Below are 14720 nucleotides of genomic sequence, written 5' to 3'. Positions count from 1 at the left end.
GCAATGAAAAGAGAAAACAATGTAAAGAAAAGGATGGGGTACGTAATGAGTATAAAAAAATTTGCTAAAGTAAATGAACAAATTCCTGGACCGAAAGCAGCGTCTTTACTAGAACGCCGCCAAAATATAGTACCAAAAGGAGTAAGTAACGGCATCCCAACGTTTGTACAATCTGCAAATGGTGCTCTTGTTACTGATGTTGATGGTAATCAGTACATTGATTTCGCTGGAGCGATAGGAACAATTAACGTAGGACATTGTCACCCAGCTGTTAAAGAAGCGCTCCATAAACAAGTAGATCAATACATTCATACTGGCTTTAATGTCATGATGTATGAGCCATATATTGAATTAGCAGAAAAACTTGCGGCATTAGCGCCGGGAAGTTTTGATAAGCAAGTACTATTTTTAAATAGTGGTGCAGAAGCAGTCGAGAACGCTGTGAAAATCGCTCGTAAATATACAAAAAGAACTGGTATTATCGCATTTTCTAAAGGATTCCACGGGCGTACATTAATGACAATGACGATGACAAGTAAAGTAAAACCATATAAATTTGGATTTGGTCCATTTGCGCCTGAAGTCTATAAAGCACCATTCCCGTACGAATATCGCCGCCCAGAAGGATTAACGGGAGAGCAGTACGATAACTTTATGATTGAAGAGTTTAAGAATTTCTTCGTATCAGAAGTAGCACCAGAAACGATTGCAGCCGTTGTAATGGAACCTGTTCAAGGGGAAGGTGGATTTATCGTCCCAAGTAAGAAGTTTGTGCAAGAAGTACGCAATATTTGTTCAGAACACGGCATCTTATTTGTAGCGGATGAAATTCAAACTGGATTTAGCCGTACAGGAAAATATTTCGCCATTGATCATTATGATGTCGTTCCGGATTTAATTACGGTATCTAAATCATTAGGTGCTGGTGTACCGATTAGTGGTGTTATTGGGCGCAAAGAAATTATGAATGAGTCTGCACCAGGAGAACTTGGTGGAACGTATGCAGGAAGCCCGCTAGGATGTGCGGCAGCATTAGCAGTACTTGATGTAATAGAAAAAGAGAATTTAAATGATAGAGCGATAGAATTAGGAAAAGTCGTAATGAACCGATTCGAAGAGATGAAAAATAAATATAATTGCATCGGTGATGTGCGCGGTTTAGGAGCAATGTGTGCATTTGAGCTCGTTCAAGATCGTAAGACGAAAGCACCTGATAAAACGTTAACAGCTAATTTATGCGCAGAAGCAAATAAACGTGGCTTACTTCTACTATCAGCAGGAACATACGGTAATGTTATTCGTGTGCTAATGCCATTAGTGATTACAGATGAGCAACTGGAAGAAGGATTAACAATCATTGAAGAATCGTTGCAAGTCTGTTATGAGAAAGCAAATATTGCTCGTGTTTAAAAGTTAAATAATAAAACAGCAAACATTCTAGCTGACTCTATATAAAATGCAGAAAATTCACTTTATAATAAAGGTAGTGAAGTGAATCGACGGATTGGAAGTTAGGGGTGGCTAGGATGGTTGCAGAAAAGGAACGAGTGTTAATGGATTTACAAGATGTATTTGAATATGCGTTTGACGAAATTTTTGTGACGGACGAAAAGGGAATCGTTGTACGTGTAAATAGTACATGTGAAAGGCACTATCAATTGGCTGCAAAAGAGTTAGTAGGTAAACATGTAAAAGAATTGCAGAAAGATGGTATCTTTTACCCATCAGCAACGTTAGAAGTAATTGAAAAAAAGAGGCCAATCGAACTAGTTCAGACGACAAAATCAGGAGAGTATTTACACGTTCGTACAAGGCCTGTTTTTGATGAAGAGGGCAATTTAAGAAGAGTAATTAGTTACTCTCGTGATCTTACAGAACTCTATCAATTACGTCAAAAGGTAGAAGAAATGGATAATCAGTTAAAAACATATAAAAAAGAATTGAGAGAAACATATGAACATGAAGGACTTATTTTTAAAAGTATCGCTATGCAAAAAATAGTCGAGACAATCAAGAAAGTATCCGTGGTAGATAGTACGGTTCTCGTTTTAGGTGAGACAGGAGTAGGAAAGAGTCGATTGGTGCGTCATTTACATGAAGTGAGTAACCGGAAGAATGAAAGTTTCTATGAAATTAACTGTGCGGCATTGCCGACAAATTTAATTGAATCAGAGCTTTTTGGATACTCAGGCGGATCCTTTACAGGTGCGAATCGTGAAGGGAAAAAGGGACTATTAGAATCAGCGCATAAAGGAACGCTATTCTTAGATGAAATTGGCGAAATGCCGCTTGAAACTCAAGCAAAGCTTTTGCAAGTGTTGCAAGAAAAAACGTTTCGCCCTATAGGCGGAAGAGAATTAAAAAAGGTGGACGTTAGAATTGTAGCGGCAACAAATAGAGATTTAAGTATGATGGTGAAACAAGGAACATTTCGGAAAGATTTATATTATCGTCTGAATGTCATTCCCATTGTAATCCCGCCACTACGGGAAAGAACAGAAGACATTTTGCCACTTATTTATCATTATTTACAACACTTTAACGAGAAATATGGTAGAAATGTAAAATTAGCGCCTAGCACATTACAAATGTTTGTTGGTTACCCGTGGGAAGGAAATAATAGAGAGATTGAAAATGTGATTGAGCGAATTGTTATAACTGCCGATGATATCGTTACGATAGAAGATTTACCAATAGCGATGCAAGAATCAACGGTTGAACAGTCCGGTCAAAGTCTCTATAAAATGTTAGAAGAAGTAGAACGGAATATTATTTTGAAAGCATATAAAACATATGGATCGAGTTATAAAGTAGCGGAGTTTTTAAAAATAAGTCAATCTGCTGCGACTAGGAAAATAAAGAAACTTATAGAGGAGGAAGAGAATATTGGATAAAAAAGCGACGTTTGTAAATGTAGAGAAAAAGGCGATGTATATAAATGGTGAGTGGATTACATTGCAAGAGCAAATCGAAGTAAATAATCCAGCAACGAAGGAAATATTTGCGACTGTACCAAAGGGCGGGGTAACAGAGGCAAAGCAAGCTGTTGATGCTGCGCATGAAGCTTTTAAATTATGGTCTAAGTTAACAGCGGCAGATCGTGCAGCGAAATTAAAAAAATGGTTCACACTTATTGAGGAAAATAAAGAAGAGATTGCAGCGATCATGACGAAAGAACAAGGAAAGCCCTTTGCAGAAGCGCTTGGTGAAGTGAATTATGCAAATAGTTTTGTTGAATGGTATGCAGAAGAAGGAAAACGCGTATATGGTGAAATGATTCCTGCTTCTCATCCGAATAAACGTATTTTAGTCATGAAGCAACCAGTTGGCGTTATGGCAGCTATTACGCCTTGGAACTTCCCGGCTGCTATGATTACGAGAAAGGTAGCTCCGGCGCTTGCAGCAGGATGTACAGCGGTTGTAAAACCTGCAAGTCAAACGCCGTTAACTGCGTTAAAATTAGCTGAATTAGCTCATGAAGCAGACATTCCAAAAGGCGTAATAAATATTGTAACAGGTAGTGCGAAAGCAATTGCTGATACGTGGATGGAGGATGGGCGTGTTCGAAAAGTGTCCTTTACAGGATCAACGGAAATTGGGAAAGAGTTAATGGCTAGTGCGGCACAAACGATGAAAAAGGTTTCACTTGAGTTAGGCGGTCACGCACCGTTTATTGTTATGAATGATGCAGACTTAGATAAAGCAGTAGAGGCAGTAATCGGTTCGAAATTCCGTAACGCAGGACAAACGTGTATATGTACAAACCGAGTATTTGTTCAGGAAGAAGTTTACGAAGTATTCGCAGAGAAGTTTCAAAAGGCAGTAGGGAAGTTGAAAGTAGGAGATGGTTTCGGTGACGGAACGACTGTCGGACCACTTATTGATGAGAATGCAGTTTCAAAAGTACAAGAACATATTGAAGATGCTATTCAAAAAGGTGGAACAGTTTTATATGGTGGCCAAAAGGTTACAGAGCTAGATGGACACTTTATTCAACCAACTGTAATTGGATTAGCGAATGATACGATGCTTTGTATGAATGAAGAAACATTTGGACCAGTTGCACCTGTTGCGAAATTTAAAACGGTTGAAGAAGTAATTGAACGTGCGAACAATACGCCATACGGTTTAGCAGCGTACATTTTCACGAAAGACATTAGCCAAGCATTCCAAATTAGTGAAGCACTAGAGTATGGTATTATCGGTTTAAATGATGGCCTCCCATCAGTTGCACAAGCGCCGTTCGGTGGCTTTAAAGAGAGTGGCATTGGTCGTGAAGGTGGTCATTTCGGTATCGAGGAATATTTAGAAATTAAATATATTTCATTAGGACTATAAGTAGTATACTAGAATCTCTATAAGGTAACAGAGAAGGAGATTCTAGTATGGTATATTGGCTATTATTACTTGTAACAATTATTTTTGAAGTAGCTGGAACAATTGCGATGAAATTATCAAACGGTTTAACAAAGCTCATTCCAAGTGTACTTATTTTTGTATTTTACGGAATTTGTTTCAGCGTGTTCGCCATCGTTGTAAAAAAGATTCATTTAAGTATTGCTTATGCAATTTGGTCTGGTGTTGGGACGTTACTTATTACGATTATTAGTGTGTACTTTTTTAAAGAGCACATTAGCCTATTCCAAGCATTTTGTATTCTTTTCATCGTGTTAGGAGTAATTGGGCTTAAGGTTTCATCTGCATCATAAAAGGCTATCTTCCAGTGTGGAAGATAGCCTTTTGCTTTTATTAAAACGCCCAATTACCTTTACGGAAGATTGGTTCATGTCTGCCATCAGCTGTAATGCCGTCGATATCAAGCTCAGCTGATCCAATCATGAAATCTTCGTGTGTAATACTAGCGTTTGCGCCATTTTCAGCAAGTTCTTCTTTAGACATCGTTTTTCCGCCAACTAAGTTAAATGCATAAGCATTTCCGATTGCAAGGTGGCAAGATGCGTTTTCATCAAATAGCGTGTTGTAGAATAAAATATTTGTGTTTGAAATTGGTGAATCATGAGGTACTAAAGCTACTTCGCCTAAGAAGTGAGAACCTTCATCTGTTTCTACTAAATGTTTTAAAGCTTCTTCTCCAACTTCAGCTTTATAATCTACGATACGTCCGTTTTCAAATGTTAACGTGAAGTTATCGATAATGTTACCTGCAAATGCTAACGGTTTTGTACTAGATACTTGGCCATTTACACCTGTTTTAAGTGGCATTGTAAACACTTCTTCAGTTGGAATGTTCGCCATAAATGGTACGTTCTTTTCATTTAAGCTACCAGCACCAGCCCATACATGTTTTTCTGGAAGTTCGATCGTTAAATCTGTTCCAGGACCTGTATAGTGAAGAGCTTTATAATGCTTTTCGTTTAAGTAATCAACTTTTGTATGTAATGTTTTATCGTGTTCTTTCCATGCTTCCACAGGATTTTCTAAATCAGCACGAGTAGCTTTGAAAATAGCATCCCATAGTTTTGCTTCTTGTTCTTCTGGTGCAACGTCAGGGAATACTTTCGCAGCCCATTCTTTCGTAGGAACAGAAATGACACACCAGCTTACTTTATCAGCTTGTACGTAATCACGGTATACTTTCATTGCTTCACCAGCTACTTTATGAGCTGTTGCGATACGCGTTGGTTCTACACCTTTTAATAAATCAGGGTTTTCTGCATAAATAGACATAAATGCAGCGCCTTCTTTTGCTAATTCTTCACGAGCGTGTGCTTTCCAAGATGGAAACTCAGCGAATGCTTCTTCAGGAGCTAGATCGAACTTTAAGCGTGTTAACGTCTCATCATTCCAATCCACATATACGTGTTTTGCACCAGATTTATATGCTTTTTCTGTAACGAGGCGTACAAATTGTACAGCTTCAAGAGGTGCGCTAATTGATAATGTTTGTCCTGGTTGAATATTAACACCAACATTGACTGCAAGGGCAGCATATTTCTCTAACGTTTGTTCAAATGACATATGTATAATCTCCTTTAATTTGAAAGATTTCTTACTATATATAATACAAGAAAATTCAAAAAATATATATAAATATAGCGTAAAAAGAGAGCTCAAAATATATTGAGCCCTCATCGTTATTTAATCGAAGAAGCAAACTGTTCTACGGTCGTCGTATGGTGTATGCGAACACGCTTCATTTTTAACAATTCATCGGGTTCACCTTTTGTAATGAATTTTCCGGATTTTGTTGTCGTCGCAAATTGATAATACTTCTTCGTTTCTGCAACAACCTTATCATCTACATGACCGAATGGATAAGCAATCGCGATAACAGGCTTACCTGTTATTTTTTCTAGCTTTTCTTTTGAACCTTTTAACTCTTCCTCATAGTTTGTAATTTTCGGTAAGTCTGCATGTGTTGCAGTATGAGATTGCACCGAGAAAATGCCGGAACCAACCATTTCTTTTATTTCAGAAGTAGACAATGCTCCTTCTACATCAACGTTATCAACAATCATATATTCTGTTGCCGCCGGTTTAAACGTATCGTCTTTTAGCTTTTGTAAAACATGAAATGCATTCATATTATTGTTCATACCATCATCAAATGTAACAAAGATAGGTTTATTTACTTTATTTATATCGCCCCAGCGTTCAAACGTTAACAGTGTATAACCATTGTCCTTTAAATATTTCATTTGGGCTTCAAAGTTAGCAGGTGATACGAATAAGTCTTTAATACCTTGACCGTGATAATCATCGATTGCATGGTACATAAGAACGGGAACCTTTTGCTCGAAAGTAATAGCAGATTTTGTGAGTGGAATGGTTTTCCCATCTTCTTTTATGCCTATTGCTTCAATTTGAAACTCACCACGTTTTCCTTCAAATTCTTTTATATCAAAAGGAAGTGTAAACTGTTTCTCCTTTTCTTTAGAAGAAAAAGATTTAGTGTGTTCCTTTCCATCAGCAGTACGCCAAATTTTATATTGTACTTCAGTTAAAGCATCTTTTATATCTGTCATATGGATGGTAGTATTTGTAGCTTCGTGTGTAATAGGCTGATAAGAAATTTTCCCTTGTTCTTGTACGGTCACTTCTTGTTTCTTAGTCTCTTGAACCTTTTTCTCTTTTTTAGGATCTTGGTTTACATTGTTAGTATTACATCCTGCTAGAATGGCAGATGTACATAAAGCGATTGCTGCGTATTTTCTCATGAAATCACCTTCTATTGTGTATTTACATTAAAATCCCCACCGCTGTAAGAGCGGTGGGGACATACCCTTGTTCATCATAACATTTGAGGAAAATGGATGGAATGAGAAAAGTAACAATAGATAAAAAAATCACCTTACTTCAACGAGTAAGGTGATTTTGTATCAAATAAACAATCCAGCGATTGTTGCAGATAAAATAGAAGCAAGTGTTGATGCAAATAGCATTTTCCAACCAAATTTCGATACGACGCTTCCTTGTTTCTCAGAAAGAGCACGAATTGTACCAACGATCGCGCCAATTTGGCTAATACTTGCGAAGCTAATTAAGAATACTGTAACGATTCCAACTGTACGTGGAGATAATGTTGCTGCAACACCTTTTAAATCAAGGATTGCTACAAACTCGTTTAATACAATCTTCGTACCCATAATTCCGCCAGCTGGGATAATATCTTGAGTTGGAATCCCCATTAAGAATGCGAATGGAGCAAGTATATAACCGAAGATTTGTTGTAACGTAACAGCATGTCCCATTGCCCCTGAAGCTGCACTAATTACGTAGTTTACAACTTCCATCACACCGATGAAGGCGATCATTAATGCTGCAACGATACCAGCTACTTTTAAACCATCAAGCGCACCGTTAATCATTGCGCCAATAAAGCTGTCTCCAAATAAAGTACGATCAAATTTCTGAACTACTTCGTCTTCTTTTTTCGTATCAACAGGTGTTAATAACGAACAAACGATTAAGCTTGAGAATAAGTTTAGCGGAAGAGCCGCTAGTACGTATTTTGCATCTAACATCATTACGTATGATGCTGTAACAGAAGCAGAAACTGAGCTCATTGCAGAACAACAAATGATAAACATACGGTTTTTATTGAAATGTTGTAAATCATTTTTAATAACTATTAACGCTTCACTTGAACCGAAGAATACAGAGTTTACCGCATGGAACGATTCAACGCGTGGTAAACCAGTAATTTTTGAAATCGCACCGCCGACAACGCGAACGATGAATGGTAAAACACCTAAATAACTAAAGATAGAAAGTAGTGCTGAGAAAAATACGATAATTAATAGTACGTTTAAGAAAAAGACAAAGTCTCTTTGAATTCCATTAAAGAGAAAATCAACACCTGTCGTACCAAGTTTAATTAGTTTGTTGAAAACTTTACCAATGAAAATAATGATTTGTTGACCAATCTTTGTGCCAAACATAAACCAACCGATTAAAATTTGAAAACCAATCATAATAGCAATTGCACGGAAGTTGATTTTACTTTTGTTGTTTGACAAAGCAAAACATAAACCTAAAACGACAAGAATACCGATAATGCTCATTACATATTGCATGTAGTTGCCCCTTTCAGAAGTTCGTATAAAGTTTGTACATAAAACGCTCGTTGTATTACTAAAAATAAAACAAAGAGGTTTTATGTCATACGTAAGATGTCTGACCTTTTAGAAAAATGAAAATAAAAAAAGACCCATATGGATTCACTTTCATCTATGAGAGAAAGCTAATCAATATGAGTCCTTTTTTGCACATAGGCTAATATTCATTAGTTTTCCCCATAGTCCAGCAATTTAAGGTTGCCGGGTAGAAACTCTCGATCCATATTATCGAGTATATATGAGGTAACATCGTCCGTATTAAATTAGTAGTAGCGTAACATTAACAGAGAACTATCGTCAATAGCTTTTTTTCTTCCAATAGAAAAAGACCATATAAGTATGATAAAATGTAACGCAGTGTTATGAAAAAGAGAGGTCGGAAAATGAGTACAAAAATGACGCCACCAGTTGAAAAAAACGAGTTTATAGATGTAGTATTTGAAGATTTAACACATGATGGTGCCGGTGTTGCGAAAGTAAAAGGCTATCCTATTTTCGTTAAAAACGGATTACCAGGTGAAGAAGCGCAAATTAAAATTATTAAAGTGAAGAAAAACTTCGCATTCGGTCGTTTAATGAAGCTTCATACAGAGAGCCCATATCGTAAAGATGCCGAATGCCCAGTGTACAATCAATGCGGCGGTTGTCAGCTTCAGCATTTAACATATGAAGGACAATTACAAGCGAAAGAAAAACAAGTACGCGACGTTATGCAGCGCATTGGAGGACTAAGCGATGTTCCTGTTCATCCTGTACTTGGCATGAAGAATCCGTGGGTATACCGTAATAAAGCACAAGTACCAATTGGAGAACGTGAAGGCGGACTTGTAGCTGGTTTCTATCGTCAAGGAACGCATGACATTATTAATATGGAATCATGTTTAATTCAAGCAGAAGAAAACGATACATTGATTCAAGAAGTAAAACGAATTTGTGAAAAACACGGTATTTCGGCGTACAACGAAGAGCGTAACAAAGGAACACTTCGTCACGTAATGGCTCGTTACGGACAAGTAACAGGGGAGATTATGCTTGTCTTCATTACTCGTACAGCAGAACTGCCAAACAAAAAAGCAATCATTGAAGAAATTGCTACGAAATTCCCAGAAGTAAAATCAATTGTTCAAAACGTAAACCCGAAACGTACAAATGTAATCTTCGGAGACAAAACGACAGTACTGTACGGATCAGAATATATTTATGACTTTATCGGCGATATTAAATTTGCGATTTCAGCACGTTCATTCTATCAAGTAAACCCAGAACAAACGAAAGTGTTATACGATAAAACGTTAGAATACGCAAAATTAGATGGCAATGAAACAGTAATTGATGCCTATTGTGGAATTGGATCAATCTCCTTATTCCTAGCACAAAAAGCGAAAAAAGTGTACGGCGTTGAAATCGTCCCAGAAGCGATCGAAGACGCAAAGCGTAACGCAGCACTAAACAACATGATAAACGCTGAATTTGGTGTAGGAGAAGCAGAAGTAGTTATTCCAAAATGGTATAAAGAAGGCGTAATCGCTGACACAATGGTCGTAGATCCACCGCGTAAAGGTTGTGATGAGGCACTACTTAACACAATCATCGACATGAAACCAAAACGCGTCGTATACGTATCATGTAACCCAGCAACATTAGCACGTGACTTAAAAGTACTAGAAGAAGGCGGATATAAAACGCAGGAAGTACAACCTGTCGATATGTTCCCGCATACGACTCATGTGGAGTGTGTGGCTTGGCTTAAGTTGGTATAATAGAAAGGCAGTTGATATAGGAAAATCTATACCATCTGCTTTTTGGTTTATTGAGAGTTTTAAATTGCATTCATAGTGAGAGGATTTGAATTTGAAATGATAGATAATTTTTGGCGTGATTTACCACGGCCGTTTTTCGTACTTGCACCAATGGAAGATGTGACAGACGTTGTTTTCCGTCACGTAGTAAGTGAAGCTGGTCGCCCAGACGTATTCTTCACAGAGTTCACAAACTCAGATAGCTATTGTCATCCAGAAGGTATGAAAAGTGTACGTGGCCGTTTAATTTTTACAGAAGATGAACAACCGATGGTAGCACATATTTGGGGAGATAATCCTGAATATTTCCGTCAAATGAGTATTGGTATGGCAGAACTAGGATTTAAAGGCATCGATATTAACATGGGTTGTCCTGTACCGAACGTAGCATCAAGAGGGAAAGGTAGTGGCCTTATTCTACGTCCAGATGTTGCGGCAGAACTTATTCAAGCTGCAAAAGCAGGCGGACTACCTGTCAGCGTAAAAACACGACTTGGCTTTAAAGAGTTAAGCGAATGGGAAGATTGGTTAACGCATATTTTCAAACAAGATATCGCAAACCTTTCTATTCACTTACGTACAAGAGAAGAGATGAGCCAAGTAGATGCACACTGGGAGCTAATTCCGGAGATTAAAAAATTACGTGATCGTATTGCACCAAATACGCTCCTAACGATAAACGGAGACATTCCTGACCGTAAAACTGGGCTGGAACTTGCTGAAAAATACGGTATTGATGGTGTTATGATCGGACGAGGCATCTTTAAAAATCCATTTGCCTTTGAAAAAGAGCCAAGAGAGCATAGCAGTAAAGAACATCTAGATCTTTTAAGACTACAGCTTGATCTTCAAGATCAATATGCTGAAGTACTACCACGCTCCATCACAGGACTACATCGCTTTTTCAAAATTTATGTAAAAGGATTCCCTGGAGCTGCTGAATTAAGAAATCAATTGATGAGCACGAAGTCAACGGATGAAGTGCGTGCGTTGCTTGATAAGTTTGAGGCGAGTGCTAATGTAGTAGAAGGTAGTGAAACGGTATAACTCCCTGAAGTCGAGGGGGTGGATTATATTTATTTAGTTTTAAGTTCTTTTGTAGATTGCAACGGAAAAAACAGTTTTATAAATGTATTGAACTAACCAACATCTTTGTGTTCCCGCGTATACTCTGTATATATGGAGTTTGTGGCTGGCGTGTAGAGATAGTTTGAATAGGCAGATGGAAATCTAGCCCCTGATGGGGAGAGATTTCCATCTGTTTTTTATTTTACATAAGCTGAGTTGTATTATAAGTAAATGAATTTTTTGAGAGTGGAAAATTTTGTGTAGCTTTTAGTAATAACAACGTATGTATCTTGCAATTTAGTAATGAAAATATTAAATGATTATGCAAATAATTCCTATATTAAATCTATAAAAACCATTATAATAGTGAGAAATATGAAATATTTTGTCGAATTAGTAATAAATACATAGTAAAATGATAGTATTTATTGGTTTTAAATAAGGATTAAAATTTGAATATAAATGGATAATTTCAATGAAATGGAGTTCGTTTTTATGTTGAAGGAACAAACGAGGTATTCTCGACTTGCGAATATAACTAAAATGATTAATACAAAGCTGGATTTGCGTGAAGTTTTAGAGCAAGTCACAATAGCAATTTCTGAAGAAATCGTTCAATGCGATTCTGTTGGTATTTATTTGCCGCAGGAAGATGGGACTTTTAGAGGGTATGTAGGAAAACCGGAAGTTATTAATGGATGGACGTTGGATATGCATGTCATTGATACAGACATTGACCTGCTGGCGAAAGAAGTAATTGAAACAAAAAAAGCCATCTATATACCTGATACATCAAAGGATAGTCGGCCAGATCCGAGAGCAGTGGAAGGGTTTCGAATTAAATCTTTATTCGTTCTTCCTATCTCTTTTGAAGAAGAATTATTTGGTCTAGTTTTTTTATTTGATTACGGAATTCCTATGAACTTAACAGAGTCAGAAATTCAAACGGTTGAGGCATATGTGAATATGGCGGCTGTTGCGATTCAAAATGCGAACAATTTAACTCATAAGGTAAACCTTATTGCTGAAAAACAGCTCTTGCTGGATGTGACACGGGACTTATCTATGTGTTCCTCCATGCAGGAAAGTCTTGATACTTGTTTTTCCTATTTAGGAAAAGTTTTAGACAATTATAATATCGGGGTTCATTTACTAGAGCCTTTAGCTAAGAAGAAAATTAGACCGGTGAAGTTAAGTAAGGGTTCAGAATGGACAGAAGAAGATTGGATCAAGACACATGATAAGATAAAATTTGATAAAAGTAATGATAGGGTCACGCAAGAGGTCATTGAAACAAAAAAGCCAATCTGGATTCCAGATGTTTATGCAGATCCGCGCCCAAACCATGATGTTTGCCGTAATTTTGGTATGAAGGGACTCTTTATGTTGCCGTTGGTTTCAATGGGAGAGGTATTAGGACAAATATCTGTGGTCAATCTAGGAGATAGTGATTTTAGTTATTCTGAAGGACAAATACAGCTGTCGCAATCTATTGTCGATGCAACTGCTTCCACGCTATCAAACCTTTTATATATGGAAAAACAGGAAGTTATTATCGAAGAGAGGACCTCAGAAATTACGTTTAAAAATAAGGAACTGGAACGAGTAATAACGGAATTGCAGCAGCTTAGTCGTGAGAAAGAATTGATTCTAAATTCTGCTGGAGAAGGAATTTTCGGTTTAGACCTTGATGGAAATATTACCTTTTGTAACCCAGCTGGTGCCTCCATGTTAGGCTATGATATAAAAAATGAATTAATAGGAAAACCATCCAGTATGGTTTTCAACGGAATTGAAAAAGGAAAGAAAAAGCAGGTGGCATCAGGTTGCGATGAGGACTGGAATCTGTACGATAAAACCGAGCAATTTTTTAGAAAAGATCAATCCAGTTTTCCAGTGGAGTATGTAATTTCCTCTATAAAAGAAGGGACCGAGATTGTCGGAGAAGTTATTACTTTTAAAGATGTAACCCAAAGGAAACAAATGGAGGAAGAAATAAAATATCATGCTTATTTTGATAGTTTAACAGATTTACCTAATAGAGTTCTACTAAAGGACAGGCTAACTCAAGGGCTGACATATGCTCAATTACATGCTGAAAAATTAGCAGTTCTGTATTTAGATTTAGACAGGTTTAAGTTTGTGAATGATACGCTCGGGCATAGCTTCGGTGATTTGCTTTTGCGAGAAGTTGCAAATCGATTAAGTGCTTGTGTTCCTAAAAGTGCTACGGTCTCAAGACAGGGCGGGGATGAATTTACTATCTATTTACCGAATATCAAAAGTGAAAAAGAAGTGTTAAAGGTAGTAAATCGTGTCATTGATTCTTTTTCAAGGCCATTTAATTTAGTAGACAATGAAATCTATATGAAAACGAGTATTGGTATTAGTATATTTCCTGATAATGGTGATACGACTGAAATCTTAGTTAAAAATGCAGACACAGCTATGTACAAATCGAAAGAAATATCAGGAAGTAGCTATCATTTCTTCAGTGAAGGAATGGATACGAGAACTTTTGAAAGTATCAAGCTAGAAAATGATTTGTATAAGGCATTGGAACAAGAAGAACTTGTGATTTATTATCAACCGCAAATAAATGGTAAAACGAATAAGATTGAGGGTGTAGAGGCTTTAATTAGATGGAACCATCGAGAACATGGGATGATACCGCCTGATAAATTTATCCCAATAGCTGAAGAAACTGGATTAATAGTCCCGATAGGTGAATGGGTTCTAAAAGAGGCCTGTAGACAATTAAAGAAATGGCATGATCAAGGTTCCCCATTAATTAGTATGTCTGTGAATTTATCTGCACGTCAATTTGAACAAAGTGATTTATTTGCTATGGTCAAAAATGTTTTAGAGGAAGTAGAGCTATCTCCGAAGTATATACAACTAGAACTCACTGAAAATTTAATTGTTAGAAATACGGAATCAACTTTAAAAACAATGAAGAAATTAAAAGGTTTAGGAATCAACCTCGCTATTGATGATTTCGGGACTGGTTATTCATCTTTAGGTTATTTAAAAAAATTGCCTATTTCAACGTTAAAAATTGATAAATCCTTTGTACAGGATATGACAAAAGATGATGCAGCTATTACGAATACTATTATTACGCTGGCTAAGAATTTGAAACTTGATGTTATTGCTGAAGGTGTTGAGACAAAGGAACAGGTCGAATTTTTATCTGCACGAAATTGTTATTTGATGCAAGGGTATTTTTTCAGCCGTCCTATGGCAGCTGAAGACATCGAAAAACTTTTTTAAA

Annotated in this window: 10 protein-coding genes and 1 riboswitch; of the genes, 7 read left to right on the top strand and 3 right to left on the bottom strand. The window is 37.0% G+C overall.

Annotated features, from left to right (window positions below):
• Positions 1 to 45 precede the first annotated feature (45 nt).
• The 4 genes from gabT (at position 46) to QCI73_RS25700 (ending at position 4709) form a co-directional block, all read left to right on the top strand.
• A complete protein-coding gene (gabT, locus tag QCI73_RS25715; protein ID WP_353824003.1) occupies positions 46 to 1410 on the top strand; it encodes a 4-aminobutyrate--2-oxoglutarate transaminase in 1365 nt (454 codons plus the stop codon).
• A gap of 116 nt (positions 1411 to 1526) precedes the next feature.
• On the top strand, positions 1527 to 2894 hold the full coding sequence (locus QCI73_RS25710; protein WP_000225164.1) for a sigma-54 interaction domain-containing protein: 1368 nt from the start codon (positions 1527 to 1529) through the stop codon (positions 2892 to 2894).
• Positions 2887 to 4338 carry an NADP-dependent succinate-semialdehyde dehydrogenase gene (gene gabD, locus QCI73_RS25705; RefSeq protein WP_270795312.1) on the top strand — a complete coding sequence of 484 codons (1452 nt, stop codon included), beginning with the start codon at positions 2887 to 2889 and terminating at the stop codon, positions 4336 to 4338. Before QCI73_RS25710 ends, gabD begins: the two co-directional genes overlap by 8 nt.
• Positions 4339 to 4385: 47 nt before the next feature.
• Positions 4386 to 4709 carry a DMT family transporter gene (locus QCI73_RS25700; RefSeq protein ID WP_000263254.1) on the top strand — a complete coding sequence of 108 codons (324 nt, stop codon included), beginning with the start codon at positions 4386 to 4388 and terminating at the stop codon, positions 4707 to 4709.
• A gap of 40 nt (positions 4710 to 4749) precedes the next feature.
• Here QCI73_RS25700 and QCI73_RS25695 read toward each other — a convergent pair whose 3' ends face one another.
• The 3 genes from QCI73_RS25695 to QCI73_RS25685 form a co-directional block, all read right to left on the bottom strand.
• Positions 4750 to 5979, bottom strand: a complete 1230-nt coding sequence (locus QCI73_RS25695) for an aminopeptidase (protein WP_000007360.1) — start codon at positions 5977 to 5979, stop codon at positions 4750 to 4752.
• Positions 5980 to 6095: 116 nt separating this feature from the next.
• On the bottom strand, positions 6096 to 7178 hold the full coding sequence (locus QCI73_RS25690) for a polysaccharide deacetylase family protein (protein WP_353824002.1): 1083 nt from the start codon (positions 7176 to 7178) through the stop codon (positions 6096 to 6098).
• 162 nt (positions 7179 to 7340) lie between these two features.
• Entirely contained in the window at positions 7341 to 8537 is a 1197-nt protein-coding gene (locus QCI73_RS25685) for a NupC/NupG family nucleoside CNT transporter (RefSeq protein WP_353824001.1), read from the bottom strand.
• 202 nt (positions 8538 to 8739) lie between these two features.
• Positions 8740 to 8841, bottom strand: a riboswitch (purine riboswitch).
• A gap of 121 nt (positions 8842 to 8962) precedes the next feature.
• Between QCI73_RS25685 and rlmD the strand changes: the two genes are divergently transcribed.
• The 3 genes from rlmD to QCI73_RS25670 all read left to right on the top strand — a co-directional run bounded on the left by rlmD (position 8963) and on the right by QCI73_RS25670 (position 14719).
• The gene (gene rlmD, locus QCI73_RS25680) at positions 8963 to 10339 is read left to right on the top strand and encodes a 23S rRNA (uracil(1939)-C(5))-methyltransferase RlmD (protein WP_074606171.1); all 1377 of its coding nucleotides are present in this window, start codon (positions 8963 to 8965) and stop codon (positions 10337 to 10339) included.
• 96 nt (positions 10340 to 10435) lie between these two features.
• Positions 10436 to 11425 (top strand): tRNA dihydrouridine synthase, encoded by a 990-nt coding sequence (locus tag QCI73_RS25675; protein WP_076869052.1) that lies wholly within the window; start codon positions 10436 to 10438, stop codon positions 11423 to 11425.
• Positions 11426 to 11941: 516 nt separating this feature from the next.
• Positions 11942 to 14719: a bifunctional diguanylate cyclase/phosphodiesterase gene (locus QCI73_RS25670; RefSeq protein ID WP_262724548.1), complete on the top strand. Its 2778-nt coding sequence runs from the start codon at positions 11942 to 11944 to the stop codon at positions 14717 to 14719.
• The last annotated feature ends 1 nt before the right edge of the window (position 14720 follow it).

Source organism: Bacillus cereus group sp. MG16 (assembly GCF_040459875.1).
GTDB lineage: Bacteria > Bacillota > Bacilli > Bacillales > Bacillaceae_G > Bacillus_A > Bacillus_A paranthracis.
The sequence above is the reverse complement of the archived record's forward strand: the minus strand, read 5'-3'. Positions and strand labels throughout refer to the sequence as shown.